At 61.3% G+C, this 20838-nt stretch carries 20 protein-coding genes; 7 read left to right on the forward strand and 13 right to left on the reverse strand.

Going from position 1 to position 20838, the window contains the following annotated elements; all coding sequences use genetic code 11:
• The first annotated feature begins 14 nt into the window (after positions 1 to 14).
• Positions 15 to 1673, forward strand: coding sequence for a bifunctional UDP-sugar hydrolase/5'-nucleotidase (locus ACE3PR_RS02335; protein WP_374368077.1), 1659 nt, complete (start codon positions 15 to 17; stop codon positions 1671 to 1673).
• A gap of 68 nt (positions 1674 to 1741) precedes the next feature.
• Here ACE3PR_RS02335 and ACE3PR_RS02340 read toward each other — a convergent pair whose 3' ends face one another.
• From ACE3PR_RS02340 to ACE3PR_RS02355, 4 genes are all read right to left on the reverse strand, one after another.
• Positions 1742 to 2539 (reverse strand): xanthine dehydrogenase family protein subunit M, encoded by a 798-nt coding sequence (locus ACE3PR_RS02340; protein WP_374367722.1) that lies wholly within the window; start codon positions 2537 to 2539, stop codon positions 1742 to 1744.
• Between the two features lie 14 nt (positions 2540 to 2553).
• On the reverse strand, positions 2554 to 4929 hold the full coding sequence (locus ACE3PR_RS02345; RefSeq protein WP_374367723.1) for a xanthine dehydrogenase family protein molybdopterin-binding subunit: 2376 nt from the start codon (positions 4927 to 4929) through the stop codon (positions 2554 to 2556).
• A gap of 2 nt (positions 4930 to 4931) precedes the next feature.
• Entirely contained in the window at positions 4932 to 5402 is a 471-nt protein-coding gene (locus tag ACE3PR_RS02350) for a (2Fe-2S)-binding protein (RefSeq protein ID WP_374367724.1), read from the reverse strand.
• A 201-nt stretch (positions 5403 to 5603) separates the two neighbouring features.
• Positions 5604 to 6230 carry a carbon monoxide dehydrogenase subunit G gene (locus ACE3PR_RS02355; protein WP_374367726.1) on the reverse strand — a complete coding sequence of 209 codons (627 nt, stop codon included), beginning with the start codon at positions 6228 to 6230 and terminating at the stop codon, positions 5604 to 5606.
• 113 nt (positions 6231 to 6343) lie between these two features.
• Here ACE3PR_RS02355 and ACE3PR_RS02360 point away from each other — a divergent pair, with 113 nt between their 5' ends.
• Positions 6344 to 6805, forward strand: a complete 462-nt coding sequence (locus tag ACE3PR_RS02360) for a DUF192 domain-containing protein (protein WP_374367728.1) — start codon at positions 6344 to 6346, stop codon at positions 6803 to 6805.
• A gap of 6 nt (positions 6806 to 6811) precedes the next feature.
• On the opposite strand, the gene ACE3PR_RS02365 is transcribed toward ACE3PR_RS02360, so the two are convergent.
• The 4 genes from ACE3PR_RS02365 to ACE3PR_RS02380 form a co-directional block, all read right to left on the reverse strand.
• Positions 6812 to 7468, reverse strand: coding sequence for an O-methyltransferase (locus tag ACE3PR_RS02365; RefSeq protein WP_374367729.1), 657 nt, complete (start codon positions 7466 to 7468; stop codon positions 6812 to 6814).
• A 13-nt stretch (positions 7469 to 7481) separates the two neighbouring features.
• Positions 7482 to 7712, reverse strand: a complete 231-nt coding sequence (locus ACE3PR_RS02370) for a hypothetical protein (RefSeq protein WP_374367730.1) — start codon at positions 7710 to 7712, stop codon at positions 7482 to 7484.
• A 187-nt stretch (positions 7713 to 7899) separates the two neighbouring features.
• The gene (locus ACE3PR_RS02375; RefSeq protein WP_374367732.1) at positions 7900 to 9282 is read right to left on the reverse strand and encodes a glutamine synthetase family protein; all 1383 of its coding nucleotides are present in this window, start codon (positions 9280 to 9282) and stop codon (positions 7900 to 7902) included.
• 36 nt (positions 9283 to 9318) lie between these two features.
• Complete coding sequence (locus ACE3PR_RS02380) at positions 9319 to 10683, reverse strand: aspartate aminotransferase family protein (RefSeq protein WP_374367734.1); 1365 nt, start codon at positions 10681 to 10683, stop codon at positions 9319 to 9321.
• 143 nt (positions 10684 to 10826) lie between these two features.
• Between ACE3PR_RS02380 and ACE3PR_RS02385 the strand changes: the two genes are divergently transcribed.
• Together ACE3PR_RS02385 and ACE3PR_RS02390 are read left to right on the forward strand one after the other, a co-directional pair.
• A complete protein-coding gene (locus ACE3PR_RS02385; protein WP_374367736.1) occupies positions 10827 to 11597 on the forward strand; it encodes an SDR family NAD(P)-dependent oxidoreductase in 771 nt (256 codons plus the stop codon).
• 94 nt (positions 11598 to 11691) lie between these two features.
• On the forward strand, positions 11692 to 12354 hold the full coding sequence (locus ACE3PR_RS02390) for a phosphoribosyltransferase (RefSeq protein WP_374367738.1): 663 nt from the start codon (positions 11692 to 11694) through the stop codon (positions 12352 to 12354).
• Here the strand turns inward: ACE3PR_RS02390 and phnN are convergent.
• Positions 12351 to 12905 carry a phosphonate metabolism protein/1,5-bisphosphokinase (PRPP-forming) PhnN gene (gene phnN / locus ACE3PR_RS02395; protein ID WP_374367740.1) on the reverse strand — a complete coding sequence of 185 codons (555 nt, stop codon included), beginning with the start codon at positions 12903 to 12905 and terminating at the stop codon, positions 12351 to 12353. The genes ACE3PR_RS02390 and phnN overlap by 4 nt on opposite strands.
• Before the next feature lie 149 nt (positions 12906 to 13054).
• Between phnN and ACE3PR_RS02400 the strand changes: the two genes are divergently transcribed.
• Positions 13055 to 14548, forward strand: coding sequence for a thymidine phosphorylase family protein (locus tag ACE3PR_RS02400; RefSeq protein WP_374367741.1), 1494 nt, complete (start codon positions 13055 to 13057; stop codon positions 14546 to 14548).
• A gap of 65 nt (positions 14549 to 14613) precedes the next feature.
• Positions 14614 to 15453, forward strand: a complete 840-nt coding sequence (locus ACE3PR_RS02405) for an SDR family oxidoreductase (RefSeq protein ID WP_374367742.1) — start codon at positions 14614 to 14616, stop codon at positions 15451 to 15453.
• Here the strand turns inward: ACE3PR_RS02405 and ACE3PR_RS02410 are convergent.
• Positions 15398 to 16321 (reverse strand): DMT family transporter, encoded by a 924-nt coding sequence (locus ACE3PR_RS02410; protein ID WP_374367744.1) that lies wholly within the window; start codon positions 16319 to 16321, stop codon positions 15398 to 15400. The two genes, ACE3PR_RS02405 and ACE3PR_RS02410, sit on opposite strands and share 56 nt — an antisense overlap.
• Before the next feature lie 115 nt (positions 16322 to 16436).
• Positions 16437 to 16889 carry an Lrp/AsnC family transcriptional regulator gene (locus ACE3PR_RS02415; protein WP_374367746.1) on the reverse strand — a complete coding sequence of 151 codons (453 nt, stop codon included), beginning with the start codon at positions 16887 to 16889 and terminating at the stop codon, positions 16437 to 16439.
• A gap of 108 nt (positions 16890 to 16997) precedes the next feature.
• Between ACE3PR_RS02415 and ACE3PR_RS02420 the strand changes: the two genes are divergently transcribed.
• Positions 16998 to 18221: an MFS transporter gene (locus tag ACE3PR_RS02420; RefSeq protein ID WP_374367748.1), complete on the forward strand. Its 1224-nt coding sequence runs from the start codon at positions 16998 to 17000 to the stop codon at positions 18219 to 18221.
• On the opposite strand, the gene ACE3PR_RS02425 is transcribed toward ACE3PR_RS02420, so the two are convergent.
• Both ACE3PR_RS02425 and ACE3PR_RS02430 read right to left on the reverse strand, forming a co-directional pair.
• Complete coding sequence (locus ACE3PR_RS02425; protein ID WP_374367749.1) at positions 18191 to 18481, reverse strand: DUF1330 domain-containing protein; 291 nt, start codon at positions 18479 to 18481, stop codon at positions 18191 to 18193. The genes ACE3PR_RS02420 and ACE3PR_RS02425 overlap by 31 nt on opposite strands.
• Positions 18482 to 18510: 29 nt before the next feature.
• Positions 18511 to 20733, reverse strand: coding sequence for an LPS-assembly protein LptD (locus tag ACE3PR_RS02430; protein WP_374367751.1), 2223 nt, complete (start codon positions 20731 to 20733; stop codon positions 18511 to 18513).
• Positions 20734 to 20838 lie beyond the last annotated feature (105 nt).

The following is a 20838-nucleotide window of genomic DNA, read 5'->3' on the forward strand; positions in this document are numbered from 1 at the left end:
TGCGGTCCGATCGAATGTTCCGCTGTTTTCTTCTTCTGGCACTGACGGCTTGCGCCCAGCCGGTAAAAGAGAGCGGAACGGTGCCGCTTCGGATTCTCTCTTTCAACGATTTTCATGGCCAGATCCAATCGGAAAATCCAAGCCCTGGGAAGCTTCCCGTCATGAACGGGGGCGTTGAAGAAATGGTCGATGCCGGCGGTGCTGCTTACCTTGCCGGACTGATTGCGCGGGAGAGAGCAGAGCATCCGAACCATATCCTGGTGAGTGGTGGCGATCTTACGGGCGCCAGCCCCTTGACCTCCGCCCTGTTGCAGGATGAGCCCACGATCCGTGTCATGAATCGCATCGGACTGGACCTCAACGTCGTCGGTAATCATGAATTCGATTATGGCCGGGCCGAATTGTTGCGCAAAGCCGAGGGCGGCTGCTTGGAACCAGATGATTGCCGCCAGGGTCCATTCCAGGGTGCCGCGTTCGATTATCTCGCTGCCAATGTTGTCGACGAGGTGACCGGTGCGCCCTTTTTCTCGCCCTATGCCATTCGGGAATTCGACGGCATTCCCGTGGGATTCATCGGCGTGGTGACGGATGAAACGCCGTTCATTGTCTCCGCCGCCGGCATTAAGGGGCTCAAATTCCTGGACGCGGCTGAAACGCTCAACCTATATGCCGCCGAATTGCGCAGTCGCGGCGTCGGCGCCATCGTCGCTGTCATGCATGAGGGGGCTTCGGTACCTGCCGATATCGCGACAGACGGATCGCCTTGCATCGGCATGGTAGGCGCCCTCACCGATATGGTAGAGAAAACGGATGATGACGTCGACCTCTTCATCACCGGCCATACGCATCAGAGTTATGCCTGCCGCCTTGACGGCCGATTGGTGATCCAGACCGCGAGCTACGGTCGCATGTTGAGTGTGACCGATCTGATGCTTGACCGGGCCAGTGGCGACGTCGTGTCGGCGGCGGTGAAGAACCTTCCCGTCACACGTGATATTGATCCCGATGCCGAGATTGTGGCGGAGGTCGCCGGCGCGGAAGCGGCGACGGCGCCAATCCGTGCCCAGCCGGTGGCCGAGTTTTCCGGCCAGGTTCTGCGTTTGCCGGATGCCAACGGAGAATCCGCGCTGGGCGACGTCATCGCCGATGCGCAATTGGCGTCGGCAAAGCTTTTGGGGGCCGAGATCGCCTTCATGAATCCCGGCGGCATTCGCCAGGATTTGCCCAGCGATCCCGCAGCCGGTCCCGCAGTGACGTTAGGCGACCTCTTCGCGGTACAGCCCTTCGGCAACAATCTTGTGGCGATGGATCTGACGGGGGCTGAAATCAAGCTGTTGCTGGAGCAGCAATGGATTGACCAGCCTGAAGACCGCCGACCGCGCATGTTGCAGATATCGGACGGGTTCAGCTATTGCTTCGATGATCGCCGGGCTGACGGCGACAAGATATTGGCATCCACCATGAAGCTGGGTGGATCGATGATCGACCCAGCAAAGACCTACCGCATTGTCGTCAATTCTTTCCTCGCGGATGGGGGAGATCGTTTCACTGTCCTCAAGAATGGCGGTAACCGCTCTCAGGGAGAGGGCGATCTCGATGCCTTGCGGGCCCATCTGACATCGGGCGGCGATGTGCCGCTGAAGCCGCAATCCCGTATCTGTCGCGCGAGCTGACGGCGATCTCTACTGAAGCAAACGGGCGGGGTGTTTCCCCGCCCGTTCACCCGGTCGGAGGTAACTTCCTACATTGCCGCGGCAACCGCGCGGGCCGAGAGAACCGGGATGAGGTGCGCCCGATACTCCGCTGTCCCATGCAGATCGGCATTGAGATTTGCAGGTGAGATCTTGGCGCCCTTGGCGGCTTCCGGAGTGAAGCTCGAGGCCAGCGCTGCTTCGACTTCCTTGGCTCGGAAAACGCCTTCCTGTCCGGCGCCGGTCACCGCGACGCGGACGCCGCTCTTGGTTTTGGCGACGAAGATGCCGACCAGGGCGAAACGCGAGGCCGGCTGCACGAACTTCTCATAAGCGGCCTTTTCGGGCTTCGGGAAATGCACCGCGGTGATGAGTTCGCCATCTTCCAGCGCCGTCGTAAACAAGCCCTGGAAGAAATCATCGGCCTTGATCTCGCGCTTGTTGGTGCGGATCGTGGCGCCCAAGGCAAGCACCGCCGAAGGATAGCAGGCGGCTGGGTCGTTGTTGGCCAGCGAGCCACCGATCGTGCCCCGGTTGCGTACCTGCCGATCGCCGATATGCTCGGCGAGATAGGCGAGGGCCGGGATGGCGCTCTGGACGACGCTGGAGGCGGCCACCTCGGCATGGGTCGTCATGGCGCCGATGGTGATGCCGTCACCTTCCGTCTTGATCCCCTTCAAATCGGCGATGGCACCGAGATCGATGAGATCGCTGGGTTCGGCGAGGCGTTGGCGCAAGGTCGGCAACAGTGTCTGCCCACCGGCGATGATCTTGCCGTCGCCGGCACTGCCCAGCGCCTTGACGGCATCGGCAACGGAAGCCGGGCGATGGAGTGCAAAATTATGCATGATTTCTTCTCCCCTTATTCCGCAGCCTTGGCGGTACCGGCGTTCTGGATCGCCTGCCAGACCTTGAGCGGTGTTGCCGGCATCGACATGTCGTTGACGCCTACCGGCAGCAACGCGTCCAGCACCGCATTGATCACCGCCGGTGGCGAGCCGATGGCGCCCACTTCACCCACACCCTTGGAACCCAGCGGGTTGTGGGTGCACAGGGTGCTGTGGGTTGAAACGTCAATGCTCGGCACATCGTCGGCCCGGGGCATGGTGTAATCCATATAGGAGCCCGTCATGAGCTGGCCGGATTTCTCGTCATAGACGCAATTCTCCAGTAAGGCCTGGCCGATGCCCTGAACCACGCCCCCATGGACCTGACCTTCGACGATCATCGGATTGATCACCCGGCCGATATCGTCGACGGCGGTAAACTTCACCACCTGCGTGACGCCGGTATCCGGGTCTATTTCGACCTCGCAGATATGGGTGCCGCCGGGATAGGTGAAATTGAGCGGATCGTAGAACGCCGTTTCTTCCAATCCCGGTTCCAATTCGGTGATGGGATAGTTGTGGGGCACATAGGCAGTCAAAGCTACCTGGCCGAAGGTCACCTTTTTGTCGGTGCCCTTGACCGAGAACTCGCCGTTCTTGAATTCGACATCCGCAGCGGCGGCTTCCATCAGATGGGCGGCGATGCGTGTCGCCTTGGCGATGATCTTGTCCATCGCCTTGACGATCGCCGAGCCACCGACCGCCAGCGAGCGCGAGCCATAGGTTCCCATGCCGAAGGGGATCTTGTTGGTGTCGCCGTGGCTCACCTCGACGCTTTCGAAGGGCACACCTAACGTATCCGAGACCAATTGGGCAAAGGTCGTCTCATGGCCTTGGCCGTGACTGTGGGTGCCCGTGAACACCGTCACCGATCCGGTCGGATGCACGCGGACCTGGCCGCATTCATAGAGGCCGGCGCGGGCACCTAGGGATCCGACCACGGCCGAGGGCGCGATGCCGCAGGCTTCGATATAGGTCGAGATACCAATGCCGCGCAGCTTGCCGCGCTTCTTGGCTTCCGCCCGCCGCGCCTCGAACCCGGCCCAGTCGCTGCGCTTCAACGCGATGTCTAGGGTCGAGAAGTAATCGCCGCTGTCATATTGCAAGGCAACGGGGGTCTGGTAGGGGAAGGCATCCTTGGGGATGAAATTCCGCCGACGGATATCGACCCGGTCGATGCCGGTCTCGCGTGCTGCCTTTTCGACAAGCCGTTCGAGCAGATAGGTTGTTTCCGGCCGGCCGGCACCGCGATAGGCATCGACGGCAACCGTATTGGTGAACACGGCCTTCACCTCGGCATAGATCGCCGGCGTCGTGTAGACGCCCGCCAGCAAGGTGGCCGAGAGATAAGTCGGCACGCAGGGGGCGAAGGTGGAAAGATAGGCACCCATATTGGCCTTGGTCGCGACGCGAAGGGCGAGGAATTTGCCGTCCTTGTCGAGCGCCAGTTCCGCATGGCTGACATGGTCGCGGCCTTGCGCGTCCGAAATGAACGCCTCGGAGCGATCCGAAGTCCATTTGATCGGCCGGCGCACTTTTTCGGAGGCCCAGGTCACCAGCGCTTCTTCAGAATAATGGAATATCTTCGAGCCGAACCCGCCACCCACATCCGGGGCCACGACGCGCAGCTTGTGCTCGGGAATCTGAAGCACGAAGGCGCCCATCAGCAGGCGGATCACATGCGGGTTCTGGCTGGTGGTGTAGAGCGTGTATTCGCCGGTCGCCCGGTCATAATCGCCGATCGCGGCGCGTGGCTCCATGGCATTGGGGGCGAGACGCTGGTTCACGATGTCGATCTTGGTGACATGATGCGCCTTGGCAAAGGCCGCGTCGACCGCCGCCTTGTCGCCGATATGCCAGTCGAAACAGGTGTTGTTCTTGGCATCCGGCCAGACCTGCGCAGCGCCGGGCTTGTCGGCGTCACCGGTCGAGACGATGGCCGGCAATTCCTTGTAGGTGACGTCAATGGCTTCGGCGGCGTCGCGTGCCTGGGCCAAGGTCTCGGCGACGATGAACGCAACCTGGTCGCCGACATGACGCACGCGATCCTTGCACAGGGGATAATGCGGCGGCTCGATCATGGGGCTGCCGTCCTTGCTGTGGATCTGCCAGCCGCAGGGAACGCCGCCCTTGTCGTAATCGGCGCCGGTGAATATGCCGACCACGCCCGGCATGCCTTTCGCCTTCGCCGTGTCGATCTTCACGATCTCGGCATGGGCGTGGGGCGAGCGCAGGATATAGGCATAGGTTTGGCCCGGGCGGACGATATCGTCGGTATAGGTGCCGCGGCCGGTGAGAAAGCGGAAATCTTCCTTGCGCTTCGGCGAAGCGCCGATTCCAGTATCGGCCATCGTTACCTCCCCCGCGTCGCGTCAGCGCCGGCTTGCACCGCCTTGACGATGTTGTGATAGCCGGTGCAGCGGCAGATATTGCCTTCCAGACCAGCGCGGATTTCGGCTTCGCTCAGACCCGCCTTGCGCTTCACCAGATCGATGGCGCTCATCACCATGCCCGGCGTGCAGAAGCCGCATTGCAGGCCATGGTGGTCGCGAAAAGCTTCCTGCATCGGATGCAGGGTATCGCCAGTGGCAAGGCCTTCGATGGTGGTGATGGCAGCGCCGTCTACTTGCAGCGCCAACACATTGCACGACTTCACCGCCTTGCCGTCGACATGCACGGTGCAGGCGCCGCATTGCGCGGTGTCGCAGCCGACATGCGTGCCGGTAAGAGCCAGGTTTTCGCGCAGAAAATGAACGAGCAGTGTACGCCCCTCGACTTCGGCCGAGACAGGCTTGCCGTTCACCGTCATTTTAACGGTGGGCATTCAGATCCTCCCATGAGTTGCTGTGGCTTGACACCACTAGCTGCCTTTTGCGTTCGCTAGACCGCCGGCAATTTCAACGTCGACGGTCGAGATCGCATGAGAGAATTAAGCTGACGCCCCCGAAAGAATGTCAAGTTCTAGAATGATGACTAGACCAAGGTCGATGATCCTGGTTGCCTATTTTCTCATCATTGATGTCGGTCAGTTTCGAGTGAAGGCATAAAGTATCGCGCCGACGACGACCACCAGGCCGCCGATCCAGATAGCTGGGTGCAATCCCTTTTGCGCTGCAGCAGCATTCTCGGGTGGCGTCTCTGCAACCGATGCGGCACCCCCGTCTGCGCTTGCATCTGGCGCCAGCGTTTCGCCCGTTGGCAAACCACCCGCCTTGCTCTCGACACTGGCGGCGAAGGCGCTGAAGAAATCGTCGGCCATTTTCTTCGCCGTACCATCGATAAGGCGCGAACCGATCTGCGCCAGCTTGCCACCGATCTGGGCCGAGGCTGTGTATTTCAGGATCGTGCCACCACCGGGCGCTTCCTCCAATTGGACTTTGGCACCACCCTTTGCAAAGCCGGCGGCGCCACCCTGGCCTTCGCCAGAAATGGTATAGCCCTTGGGCGGGTCGAGGTCGGAGAGGGTGACGCGACCGCCGAACTTGGCTTTGACCGGCCCGACTTTCGCAACCACGGTGGCCTTGAAGCCATCGCCGTCCTTGACCAGTTCCTCGCAGCCGGCAATGGCGCCCTTCAGCATTTCGGGGTCGTTGAGAGCGGCCCAGACCGCCTCGCGCGGTGCCTTGATCGTGTATTCACCCGACATGTCCATGCGGCGGTCTCCTCCTGATCTTTGGCCATCATAGAGGCGGGTAGGTTTCGGCTTGTCAACCGCATCGACGCCCGCCAAGGTCGGTGCCAAATCAACAGACGGTCGGGATCGATATGCGTTCGCTACTTGCATGGTGCCTTGGATTCTGGGTTTTGGCCGCCGGCTCCGGCTCCGGCCTCGCCGCGGACAAGGTGCTGCTCACAATCCAGGCCGGTGGCAGCACCTATCGCTTCGAGGTCGAGATTGCCGACGACCCGGCCGAACGATCTCAGGGCCTGATGTTCCGCGAGCAATTGCCGCCCAATGCCGGCATGTTGTTCCTCTATCCGGACGAGCGGCCACGGACCTTCTGGATGAAGAACACGCCTTTGCCGCTCGACATCATCTTCATCGCGGCCGATGGCCGGGTTGTTTCCATTGCTGCCGAGGCGAAACCCTTCGACGAGACACCGCTTGGCTCCCAGGCACCGGCTCAGGCCGCCCTGGAGATCCAGGGCGGATTGGCGGCACAGCTTGGTATCGGCCCAGGCGCCAGGGTGACATGGCCGCCTCAGGAATCTGCGCCCTTGCCCTGAGGGCGTTCAGCGTTTGCGGATGATGGTGAGCCCGTCGGCGATCGGGAGCAGGCAGAAATCGACCCGCTCATCCGTCTTCACCTTGGCGTTCAAGGCGCGCAAGGTCGTGGTCTCCTGATCGTTTTCCTTTGGATCGGCGACATCGCCGCCCCAAAGAACATTGTCGATCAGCAGCACGCCGCCCGGCCGCAGCAGGGCGAGGACAGCTTCGTAGTAATGTGGGTAGTTGTTCTTGTCGGCATCGATGAACGCCATGTCGAAGGTCCCGGCTTCCGCCTTCTGCATTCCGGCAAGGGTATCGAGCGCCGGACCGAGGCGCAGGTCGATCTTGTCGGCGACACCGGCCTTGGCCCAATAGCGGCGAGCGACATCGGTGAATTCCTTGCTGACGTCGCAGCAGATGAGGCGCCCGCCGGCGGGCAAAGCGCGGGCGACGCTGAGGCTCGAATAACCCGTGAAAGTGCCTATTTCCAGGGCTTTCCGCACACCCGCGATCTGGGCAAGGAGAGCCATGAACTGGCCCTGCTCTGGCGCGATCTGCATGACGCCGTTCGGCATCCTGGCGGTTTCGGCGCGCAATTCCTGCAACAATGCATCGTCGCGGAAGCTGAAATCGAGCAGATAGCGATAGAGCTGATCGGTAACTTGAAGCTGCTTGCCCATGCGGCGGGAGCGCTTAGGCCGTCTTGTTCGGCAGGCGCACGTACTGGCTTCCGGATTCCAGCGAACTCTGCGCCACGGTCTTGCGCCGGGATTGGTCCTGCACGCAGAAGATATGCGCGTAGGGCGTGCCATCGATACCGTTGAAGACCGAGGCGACTTCCCAGGTAATGAGGTTGGTATCGGCCGATTTGTACCGGTTGCCGACGACGACCCGATTGTCTTTTTTGGAACTGAACAGGCCCATGTAAAATGCTCGTCTGGCAGCGATCGTTAACAAGGATTGGCGCGAATGAGCTCGATCGCAACCTTTGATCAGCTCGGAATCGCCCGCCTATGACCTTGATTCGGGGGCGAAGTTATCATCTGGAATCGGTGGGAACAAGGTCGCGGGTGCCCTCTGGGTCATCTGAGGGCACCCGTGGCTGCATTTGTCACGCGTTACGCAGGTACCAAGCGTAGTCCAGTTCCGTGACACGGGCATTAAAGCGGTCATATTCCGCTTGTTTGACCGCACCATAGACATGATGGAAGCGGGTCCCGAAATAATCCTTCATGCGCTCTGACCGGGTGAACAGGTCGATGGCTGCCTGCCAATTGGTGGGCAAGGTCCAGCCCATTTCCTGGGCTTTGGCATAGCCATTGCCCTCTACCGGGGCGCCTGGATCGAGTTTTTGCTTCAGTCCCCAATGGATCGCGGCCAGCATGGCCGCCACGGCGAGGTAGGGATTGGCGTCGGCGCCGCAGATGCGATGCTCGATATGCCGCGACTTCGCAGGCCCTGCCGGCACGCGGAAACTCACCGTACGGTTGTTGATCCCCCAGGTGGGAGCTACCGGCGCATAGGAATTGGCGCGAAAGCGGCGATAGGAATTTGCATTCGGGGCAAAGACGGCCATGGATTCATTGAGCATCGCTTGCATGCCGCCCACGGCCTGGCGCAGCAGGGGGCTGCCGGCCGGGTCGTCGCTGCCGAAAGCGTTGCTGCCATCCGGATTGGCGAGGCTAACATGCAGATGCATGCCGGATCCCGCGATGTCGCTGTGGGGTTTAGCCATGAAGGTTGCTTCGAAGCCGTGGCGGACGGCAACGCCCTTTACCAGGCGCTTGTACTTGATCGCCTCGTCGCAGGCCTGCAGCGCATCCGCACGGTGACGGAGCCCCAGTTCCAATTGTCCCGGCGCATATTCCGAAATCGCGGATTCCAGCGGCAGGCCGATTTGCTCGCCCATGGCGTAGACGTCGCGGAAGAAGGGCTCGAAATCGTCGAGTTCGCGCAGGCCGTAGACCTGGATATCCCAGGGGCGGTTGCCGGTAACGGCCGAGGCCGGCGGCTGCCTGCCGCCATCCGGGCGGTTTTCACGGTCGACCAGATAGAATTCCATCTCGCAGGCGATGACCGGTGTCAGATTGAATTCCTTGAACCGGTCGATGACGTTTTGCAGCACATGGCGCGGGTCGACATCGCAGGGCGTCCCGTCCAGTTCATAGACGCTCAGCATGAGCTGCGCGAAATCTGGGCCCAGCCAGGGCGCAAGCGTGAGGCCGCCCGGTGCCGGCTTGCCGAGCCGGTCGGCATCGCCATCGGTCCAGACCAGGCCGGATTCCTCGACGTCCATTCCCGTGACGTCGAGTGCCAGCATGGTGCCGGGGAGGAAGCGGGCATATTCGTAGATCGGCCGGATGTCATGGCGCAGCAGGTTTTTGCCGCGCGGCACCCCGGATTGGTTGGTGAAGAAAATCTGCACGAACTTGACTTCCGGATGCTCCGCCAGGAACGCATCGCAGGCGCCGGTCTCGGCCACTCGGTTATTCATAATGTCCCCCAAAGGAAAATTGTGCGGCGCCCATGTTCAGGCTGCCAGTTCGTCCAGGCAGTTGCCGATCGTCGACACCAGGCGGTTGACCTGTGCCTCCGTCGTAACCGGACTGACCAAGGTCATGTTGTGGAAGGGTGCGATCAGCAGGCCGCGATTGAGCAGATAAAGGTGTACGGCAAGTTCAACCGGCCCATGCATCGCCGCCTGCGCCTCGCTGCCATTGCGCGGTCGCTCGGGTGCACAGACGAACTCGGCGCGCGCTCCCACATTCGACACATGCCAGGGAATATTGCGCCGCTTGATCTCGCCTTCGATACCGCGTGCCAGCTTCTCGGACAGCGGCAGCATATGCTCATAGGCGGCCGGAATCATCACCTGTTCGAGATTGGCGCGCATCGCCTTGAACTGCAGGACATTGGCCGACAAGGTGGTGCCCATGCCGCTATAGCCGGATCCCGCTTCCGTTTCCGCCGCGCGCATCCGTTCCGCGATCTCGGCCGTGCAGCCGAATACGGCGGCGGGCAGGCCACCTGCGACCGGCTTCCCCAGCGTGAGGAAATCGGGCTTCAGGCCATGGGACCGGGTATAGCCGCCATACCCGGTGGAAATGGTATGGGTCTCGTCGATCACCAGCAAGGTCCCCGTCTCGCGGCAGAGACGCTGCACGTCGTCGAGAAAGCCCGGCTGCGGCAAGACCATGCCGATATTGGTAAGTGCCGGCTCGGTGATGACACAGGCGACGTCGCGATCCTTGAGTGCTTTTTCGAGCGCCGCCACATCATTGAACTCGACGACTTTGCTGTTGACTGTGAGATCATAGACCTGGCCGATCAAGCCTGGGCGGTGGATCTCCTTCCCGTCCTTCAGCCGCACAAACGTATCGTCGACCGCGCCATGATAGGCGCCGTGAAACACCAGGATCTTCGGGCGTCGCGTGATGGCCCGGCACCAGCGCAGCACAAAGCGATTGGCATCGGTCGCTGTCGTCGTCACCTGCCAGAAAGGCAGACCGAACATGCGCTCAAGAGCAGCGCCGACGGTGATGATGTCTTCGGTGGGCAGCATGTAAGTGAGGCCACGTGACGCCTGTGCGGCAATCGCCTTGGCGACCGGTTCCGGCGAATGCCCGAACATCGAGCCGGTGTCACCGAGACAAAAATCGTCGTAAACGTGGCCGTCAGCGTCGGTGAGGTTCGCACCTTTGGCATCGGCGACGAAAAGCGGGAAGGGTGTCGACCAATCCAGCATCCAGTGGTGGGGGACGCCTTTGACCCAGTTCTTGCGGGCGTCTAGCCCGAGCTGCCGGGAAATGGGGTTGGATTGGATGTAACGGTCGGTTTCTCGCTTGATCATCGCGTCGACCTGCTTTTTCGGCAGGCCGGCTTCCAGTGATGCCATGATGCGTGCACTTGCCCCTTTCGCTGTTTCTGAGCGCGCCATTGATAGCGACTGCCCGGCAGGTTAATCAAGGGGGCGCCGCGCGAATAAACGGCGGCGGGGCGTAAGTCCTTGAGCCATATAAGATGCGGGAGGTAGGAGGCATGCTGAATTTTGATGGCCGGGCGGCGTTGGTAACCGGTGCCGGCAGTGCGGATGGGATTGGTTTTTCCATTGCAAGGACACTGGCAAAAGGCGGCGCGCGCGTTGCCATTACCTCGACAACGAACCGCATCCACGACCGGCTACGCGATCTCGGTGATACCGGGCGACACGCTGCATTCGTTGCGGATCTTACCGTCGAGGCTGAAGTAACCCAACTCATCGCACAAGTGAGCAAGGCCGTCGGAAAGATCGATATCCTGGTCAACAACGCCGGCATGATCCAGACCGGCAAGCGTGAGAAATTTGCGCTCTTTCACAAAATCGCGGTTACTGATTGGCGCCGCACGCTCGACATCAACCTCGATACCTGTTTCCTGGTGACGCGTGCCGTGCTGCCGCAGATGCTGCGCCGCCAATATGGCCGCATCGTCAATATCTCATCGGTGACCGGTCCCATCGTCACCAATCCAGGAAGTGCCGGTTATTCCACCGCTAAGGCGGCGATGATGGGCCTCACCCGCGCGCTTGCCGTCGAGGTGGCCGGAAAGGGCATCACGGTAAATGCCGTTGGTCCCGGCTGGATCGAAACGGCGTCATCGGCACCATCCGAAATTGTTGCCGGCCAGCACACGCCGATCGGTCGGCCGGGACGCCCGGCCGAAGTTGCAGCGGCGGCTGCCTTTCTTGCCAGCGCCGAAGCCTCCTATATCACTGGGCAGATGCTGGTCGTCGATGGCGGCAACATTTTGCAAGAGAAGAAGGGGTCATAATATCATGCCGGACTTGACCCAGATCAGGCGCCACGGACCAGGATTGTGCTGAACTAAAAACACGGGTTTGATGCAATAGGGGAGGCTCGACGCAATGTTCCGAGATCGAACCGAAGCCGGTCAGCAACTTGCCGCAGCACTTGCCAAATATAAAGCGGACGATTGCATCATCTATGCATTGCCCCGGGGTGGGGTTCCTGTTGCGTACGAAGTGGCGAAGTCCCTAGGGGCACCCTTGGACATCATCCTGGTGCGCAAACTGGCGGCGCCTTTCGAGCCGGAACTCGCGTTGGGCGCCATCGTCGATGGTCCGGAACCGGAAATCGTCCTCAATGACGAGATCGTCGCGCATCTTCATCCCACCGAAGAATTGCTGCGTCAGGCCGCCGAGCGGGAGTTGAAGGAGATTCGGCGGCGTCGGCAGATCTATCTCTGTGGGCATGCGCCGCTCTCGGCCAAGGATCGCAACATCATCGTGGTGGATGACGGCCTGGCGACAGGGGCCACGGCGCGTGCTGCCCTGCGTGCCTTGCGTCGGCAGGGGCCTAAGCGCATGGTCCTCGCCGTGCCGGTAGGACCGCCCGATGTCGTCGAAGAGATCCGGGCCGAGGTCGACGATCTGGTCTGCCTCAGTCTGCCCGCGGATTTCAATGCGGTTGGTGCCCATTACCGTGACTTTCCCCAGGTCTCGGATGCCGAAGTCGTGGCACTGCTTGGTGCCTGCCGCGAGATGGTTGGGCGGAAGCAGGAAAATTAGCGCGTTAGCAGGGCAAGAAATTGTTCGCCGGCGGTCGCAAGGTCACCTGCATTGCTAATAACACGCAAAGCCGGATGGGTAGGCCGCTGCATTTGGCTGCGCTGCAGGCGTTCCTCGATTGCCATGGCATTTTCCCGGCCGCGTGCCAGCAAGCGCTGGCGCAGAATGTCGGTCGGGGCATCGATCAGGATCGGCAGGATGTCGCTCGCATCCAGCAGTGTCGCGAAATGTGCGCGCGATCCGCTCACCACCACGTCGAGGCCGGCTCGACGCCAGATCTCCACCTCCACGCCGATGCCGTAGCGGAGGTCGTGCGCCGGCCAATCGAATTGAAAGAGGTTTTTGCTTTTCCGCAGTTCAAACTCGGCATCACTCAGGGAAACGTAGTTCTCATGACCAAGTTCAGCTGGGCGAGTCACATAGCGGTGGCTGAAGATGACATTGCGGGTCGCTTCAAGATGCGTACGGGCGTAGCCCATGACCGCGTCCTTGCCCACGCCCGAAGCCCCCATGACATAGATAAAGCGGCCATCCGTCTTTTGTTCTCTCATGACAGCGTTCCCTGCTCTTGCAATGCGTCGTCTTGCAATGCGCCAGAAATAGCGCATCCTGCCCGTTGTGGCTTGATCCAGGTCAAGTCGACGGCATCCTGCCTTCGGTAATCATTGTAGATTGCTGAAAGATCTATAAGGGAATTTCCGTGCTCAAGCTGAAGCCGATGGCGATTGATACCTATCGCGAGAACGTCGCCTATCTGTCGCGCGATTGCCCGCTCTATCGGGCGGAAAAATTCCAGGGTCTCGCCAAGATCGAGGTCTCGAAAAACGGCCGCTCGATTCTGGCTGTGCTCAACATCATTGATGATTCCAGCCTGCTGGGCGCCGATGAGCTTGGCCTTTCGGAATCCGGTTTCCGGCAACTTGGTCTGCCCGCCGGTGAAGTGGTGAAGGTGGCCCAGGCCGCCCCACCTGCCAGCCGCGAGGCGGTGCGGGCGAAGGTGCTGGGACAAAGTCTCTCGGCCGCCGATTTCGAGGCGATCATCCGCGACATCGCCGCCAACCGCTATTCAAAAATGGAGATCGCCGCCTTTCTCATCGCCTCGGCGAGCTTCCTCACCACCGACGAAGTCCTCAGCATGACCCGGGCGATGGCGGCGGTGGGCAGCCGGTTGACCTGGCCCGATCGGTTGGTCGTCGACAAGCATTGCATCGGCGGCGTTCCCGGCAATCGCACTTCGATGATCGTGGTGCCGATCGTGGCTGCCCATGGCCTGACCATTCCCAAGACGTCTTCGCGCTCAATCACGTCGCCAGCGGGAACAGCCGACACCATGGAAGTGCTGGCCCGGGTCGAGATCGATATCGACGAGATGCGTGACATCGTCGGTCGTGCGCATGGCTGCATTGTCTGGGGCGGTCACGTAAATTTGGCGCCGGCCGACGATATTCTCATTTCCGTCGAACGGCCGCTCGGTATCGATACGCGCGAGCAATTGGTGGCGTCGATCCTTTCCAAGAAACTCTCCGCCGGATCCACCCATCTTGTGATCGACATTCCGATGGGGCCGACCGCGAAGGTCCGCTCGCATACCGATGCGATTCGCCTGCGTAAACTCTTTGAATTCGTCGGCGATCAGCTCGGCCTCACCGTCCGGGTCGAGATTACCGATGGGACCCAGCCGGTAGGAAATGGCGTGGGACCTGTGTTGGAAGCGCGCGACGTGATGCGCGTGCTCGAGCGTGATCCCCTGGCGCCCGGCGATCTCCGCAGCCGGGCACTCCTGCTTGCGGGCCATATTCTCGAATTCGATCCGAATCTGCGCGGTGGCAAGGGCCACGAGCGAGCCAAGGAACTCCTCGATTCCGGTGCCGCTGCCAGACAGATGGCGGAGATCATCGAGGCTCAGGGACCGCCGCCCGCGAGCCCCATTCTGGGTACGCTAAAGCAGGATGTCATCGCGGACGCCGACGGCACCGTCGCCGCGATCGATTGTTATCGCATCGCGCGCCTGGCCCGACTTGCCGGGGCTCCCACGGATAAGGGGGCCGGGATCGATCTCTTCAAAAAGGTCGGCGATCCGGTACAGAAGGGCGAGCCGCTTTACCGAATTCACGCGGCACATCCTACCGATTTCCGCTTTGCCGGCGAGATGGTGGCCGAGGATCCGGGTTATCACCTTACACCATCGCGCTAGCCAATCTTGACTCAGGCAAGATGGTTCCCTAGCCCTTTCACGTGAGACAGAAGGGGAAAAATCTCATGTTCAGGAACGATCTTCTCGCCGGCAAACGCATCCTCATCACCGGTGGTGGGACCGGCATCGGTCGTTCCATTGGCCGGCGCTATCTGTCGCTCGGAGCGGAACTGGTGATTTGCGGCCGGCGCGAGCCGGTTCTGGCGGAGGCGGCTGAGTCGCTGCAGCATGAAACCGGTGGCAAGGTCGCGTTCAAGGCATGCGATATCCGCGAGGCTGCGCAGGTCGAGGATCTGCTTGGCTGGGTCTGGCAGAATGGCCCGCTGCATGGTCTGGTCAATAATGCGGCCGGCAATTTTATCGCCCAGAGCGAAACGCTGAGCCCGCGCGCCGTCGACGCCGTCCTCGGCATCGTGCTCCACGGCTCTGCTTATATGACGCTCGGCTGCGGCAAGCGCTGGCTGGCGGAAGGCAGGCATGCCAGCGTGCTCTCGATCATCACGACTTATGCCTGGACAGGCTCCGCTTATGTCGTGCCCTCGGCGATGGCGAAGGCCGGCGTCTTGGCGCTCACGCGCTCGCTTGCGGTGGAATGGGGCGGGCGCGGCATCCGCCTGAACGCGATCGCGCCGGGTCCGTTCCCGACCGAAGGCGCCTGGGAACGCCTGGTACCGAAGCCGGAACTGGCCGCGGCTTTTGAAGCGAAGAATCCGCTTCATCGCGCCGGCCATCATGACGAACTTGCTAATCTTGCTAGTTTTCTGATGGCTGACGAGACGGGCTACATCAATGGAGAGGTCGTCACCATCGATGGCGGCGAATGGCTTCAGGGCGCCGGGCAGTTCAACTTCATCGGCGGGATGATGTCGCCGGCGGATTGGCAGAAGTTGCGGCCGAAGAAGTGACGCGGCTGGTCGTCGCAACCCAGATGCCGACGAAGACCGTGACCACACCAATCACCAGATTCCAGCGGATCGGCTCGTCAAGCAGCAACGCGCCGAAGATCGCCGCCGTCACCGGATTCACCGTCACGGAGATGGCGACGCGGGTGGGGGTCGTGCGGCTGAGCGCAAAGGTCCAAAGGAAGAAAATGAACGCCCCGCAAACGATGCCGAGATAGAGAATGGCGCCCCATTCCACCGCGCCGAACGTCGCAAGCGGAGCGAAGCCACCACGCCAGCCGGCCACCAATAGCAAAGGAACTTCGCCGAACAGCATGGCAAGCGCGGTTGCGGCGACCGGGCTCGATCGGTTGGTAAAGGGACGTGACCACACGTTGTAGAGTGCCATGCAGAGCGCTGCCCCCACCATCAGGAGATCGCCGCGCCAGGCACCGGCCGGAGCATAGGCGATGCCGCTGACCAATGCGATGGCCACACCGCCCATGGCGATGACGACGCCGGCGGTCTTGCGTGCGGTCAGAGCCTCGATCCCCAAACCCGCCCCCACGACCATGGTGAGAAGCGGCAGGGTCGCGAGTGCGAGAGCGCCACGCGCAGCATTGGTGTACGCGAGCGATGCGTTGAACAGGATCGGGAAGAGACAGAAGAACAGGAAACCGAGGCCGGCGATGCCCGGCCAATCCCTGCGGGCTGGCCAGCGATCACGGCGCCAGAGCGCGACTAACCCCAAGAGCAGGCAGCCGATACCGAAACGCAAGGCGCCCAAAGTTACCGGGTCGGTATGGTGGATGACATAGCGCGTGGCACCGATGGCCGTGCCGCCGAGGCCGCTCGACAGCACGGCTGCCAAGACACCGATGATCTCGCCCAATCCCTGCTCCTGTGCTCGATCGGATCCGGATTTCGACCATAGGGCGGATCAGGCGCCGTGGAGAAACGCGTTTGCGCGATGGGCGCCGGCAATATCTGCAGGGATTGCCCCGGGCTCACTGGTTTGCGAGTTCGGCCCGCACATTGCGCTCCAGATAGGTGTTGAGCGCGATATAGGAGCGCGTCCCCTTGATCCCCGGAACGTCGTAGATTTTCTTCAGCAGCTTTTCCAGGGCCTGGGTGTTCTCGCAGCGGACTTTCAATATCATGCAGGTATCGCCGGCCACCGCATGGATCTCCTCGACCCGCGGGTCTTCGCCGAGTGCCAGCAATTCGGGCGTCTTGCCCCAGCCCTCGGTATTGACGTGGACATAGGCAAGGAGCGGGCGATCGATGGTTTCCGGCGCGATCTCGATCGTGGTGCGGCGGATGACGCCCTGGGCCTTCAATTTTTTCACCCGCTCGAACACGGCGGGGGCGGAGAGGCCGAGTCGGGCGCCAAGGTCGCGATAGGCGATGGTCGCATCCTCGGCCAAATGGGCTAACAGGGTTCGGTCCAGTTGATCCATCGATGGCTGCTCATGAATGGGGTTAAAGGGGTATTATTCTGCGTTTGAAAGTAATTATCTAACATGATACGGCATTTTCCATTGGTATAGAAACAAGGTTCTGAAGCCGTGACGCAAGAAATTGGTTCCCCCGCTCCCGGATCTGCGCCGGGATCAACGCCGGCGCGCGACCTCACCATCCTGATGGTGGGGATCGCGACCGTCGGGCTGCAGGCATTGATGCTCTCGCCCATGCTGCCGGACATGGCAGCGGCCTTGCACGCCACGGCACGCGAAATCGGCTTTGCCACGGGCGCCTATGGGCTCGGCGTCGCTCTCTCCGCGCTGATCGCCGCGCCGCAGCTCGGGCGTTGGCGCAAGGTGCCGGCCCTGCGCACGGCCTTCCTGATCATGGCCTGCGGCCTGGCGCTCTGCGGCATCGCCTGGGATTGGCGCGTCCTGGTCGGGGGCCAGGCGCTGACCGGTCTTGCCGCCGGCATCGTCTTGCCCGGCACCTATGCGCTGGCGGCGGAACTGTCAGCGCCCGAAGCACGCTCGCGCGCGATCGGCAAAGTGATCTTCGGCTGGTCCGTGGCGATGGTGGCCGGCATTCCGCTGGCGGCTCTCTTTGCCGATCTCGTCGATTGGCGCGGCACCTTCGCAACGGTGAGCGCCGCCTGCCTCTTCATGGCGATGTTGCTGGGCCGTATCTCGCCGACCTCCGGCACCATCGTGACGAATGCCGCCAGCTATGCCGAGGCACTCCGTGTGCCGGGCATGAAGCTCTGTCTCGTTGCAACCTTTGCCTACATGATTGGATTCTACCAAACTTATACCTTCGTCGGCGATTACGTGCGGCATCTGCACGATGCGGGCGCCTGGCTGGGTGGCGTCGTAGCGGCTTCCTATGGCCTGGGCTTCGGCGCGGCCGTTCTGTTCAACGCCTGGCAGGATCGCCAGGGACCTGTGCGGCTGATGGCCTTGGCGTTGCTGGCGGTCGGGCTCAACTACCTGATCCTGCCCTTTGCTCTGCTGGAATTCTGGTCGACGCTGACCTATCCGTTCCTGTGGGGACTCGCCAACCATATCTGCATGAACGTGCTGGTCTCTTTCATCGGCGGCGCCCCGGCGGCTGAACGCAGCACGGCGATGGGCCTGTTCTCCTTCATCACGTATCTTGCGGTCGGTATGGGCGGGGCGGTCTATGGAGCCGTCTATGCGCAGGTGGGCTTCATGCCCGTTTCCTTTGCTGCCATGCTCGGAATGGTTCTCGCCGCCATTCTGGTGGCGGGGTTCCTCAAAAAGGCCGTCGCCCCGCGATCTTACGAAACGCCGTCGGCGAGGATGAACTGACAGCGTGTGGCGTTGAGGCGATGGGGCAGGATGCGCTGATAATCCGGCGAGTTGTACCAATCCTCGGCAGCCTTGCGCGAGGGAAACTCCAGCATCGCGATTCGTTCGAAAGGCATCTCGCCTTCAAGCACGGTAAAAGTACCACCACGGACCAGAAAACGACCCCCATGGGCCTCGATGGTCGGCATCACCTGGCGGCGATAGGTCTCGAACATCTCCGGATCGTCGATATGCTCATAGACGATGCAATAGGCTTTCATGGTGCCATCCTCGCTGCCGGCGGTGGGCCTCAGTTGCCCGTGCCGATATTGCCAAGATTGGTAAAACGGAATTGCACGAAGGCCGTGAAATCGCCATTAAATTCGTCGCGATCGGAATCATCCGGCTGGTAGAAGACGGAGAAGGTCGCGCCGAAGCACTCGTCCTGATACTCGATCTCCGAGCGGAACAGCGAGAATTCGTCGTCCTCCAAGCTGTAGCTCGAACCGGCGCTCAATTTCCAATACTCAAAGTACTCGCTGGTGACACCGAGATAAATTTCCTCGTCGTCGTTCCAGGGGCTCGGCTGGTCCGAGTAGCTATAGCCGCCATTGATCTTGAGATCCTCATTGCCGACCGAGGCGCTGGCAACTTGGCGCCGCATCTCGCCGTTGTCGGTATCGAACTCGAAATCGTAGGCGGCGCTAACCCATGATTTCGGCGAGATGGCCAAGCGGCCGACCACGGTCGACAGATCGTCATCGACGCCGGAATCGTTGTAGTTGCTGGTCGAATCCCCCAGGAAGCGCAGGCTCTGCCCCACGAACACCTCGGCGCTGCCACCTTCGTTGAAATAGCCCAGCCACTGCAGGCCATAATTCACGCGCGAGCCATTGTCGACGCGGTCATTGCCGGAATAGCGATCTGGATCAAAAAGGCGCGTCGTATCCCAGGCGAGATCCGCGCTGTCTTCATTGGGGATATTGCCGGTGTTGCAGCAATCCGGCGCGAACACCAACTGTGCGATGGGTTGGAAAATCTGGGTGATCGATTGGCCGGGGCGCACGAAAGGATAGCGCCATTTCAGGCTGCCCTGTGGAAAGACGCGACCAACCGTATCGTCGATCGCATCCGAGCCGTCGGGATCCACCAGATCTGAATCTGGATCGGTGCCGTTGACGACATAAAGATCGCTCTGCAGGGAGAAGTTGAGTTCGTAAATGTCGCCCAGCGGGCTGGTATAGGGCAGCTTCCAGCTCGGCTTTGCCGAGAGGCGGAAGTACTCGCGGCCATCTTCGCGAAGGATATTTGCCGTGCCGAGGTTGAGGCCCCAATAGGAACCGAAAGAATCCGGCTCGCTGACGTAATTATAGGAAATCGAAGGCAGGACGATCGGCGCGTTCTCGTCGTCATAGCGATTGCCGCGCGCGCGGTTGGGCCGTTCCTGCTTCTTGCGCGTGGTCTGGAAACCCATTGCGCGCGCCTCGAAATAGGACCGCCCGAAGAAACCTTCCGTCCATAATTCGTTTTCGATCCAGCGCGGCGAGCCCAGATAATACTGCCGCAAGTAAGTCTTGTCGGTGGCTGCTTTCAGATTACCGCCCCAACGCCAATCGCGATTGATCTCGAACAAGCCAACCGCCGCCGCGTGACCACGGAAGTCGTTGTTCTTCTCGATATCGCGGTCGTCATCGCCCTTGCGGTCTTCCATCGTCGCCGAGCCCTCGAGCTTGATGGCGCCATCGCGGAAACGTTCGCGGTATTCGAGAAGGCCGACGCCGGCGGCCGGATCCGGATCGCCGCCGACGCGAACGATCGGTGTCACCGTGATGTCCCTGTCCGTTCCCAGAGTGACGAAATAGGGCTGTGCGATCTGGAAACCGGAATCACCGGAGGAAAAACGGAACTTGGGCTCGAGCAGGCCCGAGGCACGGGTGACGCCCGGCGCCGGGTGCTGGAAATAGGGCGTCCAGAAGACGGGCAGGCCGAACATTTCCATCCGGGCATTCTTGTAGGTCACCGTTTGGGCGACGTCGTCCTGTACGGCGCTGTTCGCCTTGACCTGCCAGATCGGCTGGCGCGACGGGTCTTCCTTGCAGGGGAGGCACGGCGTGTAGACCGCGTTCTGAAGTTGCAGCACATTGCCGTTGATGCGCTGCGCCGACGAAGCGGCAAGGCGGGAATCATCCGCGAGCAATGCGCGGAAGTCCTTGATCAGGCCATCATCCATGTCCTCGGAGACGTCTGCATAGGAGCCGAAGATCGTGTCGCCGGAGGGCAGCAGGATGGCCACATTGCCGCTGGCGGTCAGCGTCTTGGTGCGTTCGTTATAGGTGAGGACATCGGACATGACGATCTTGTCGTCGCGCTGCATCTCGACATGTCCACGGGCGACATAGAGGCCGAAATCCTCGTCGTAGCCCACCTCGTCGGCAACCAGATGTGTCCGATCGTCGGCTTTGGCGCCACCGCAGATGACGACGGTAAGCGCTACTGACATCAGCAGCGCGCGCGATGGACTGATACGCTTCAAACCACGACCCCCAAGAAGCTGACCGGACGACCCTGTCGAACCAATTGTCTCTCGGTCGGTAAACCGACTCGTTGCGCCCAAACTAGCACGCAAATTGGTCAATGC

The organism is Dongia sp. (genome assembly GCF_041909655.1).
GTDB lineage: Bacteria > Pseudomonadota > Alphaproteobacteria > Dongiales > Dongiaceae > Dongia.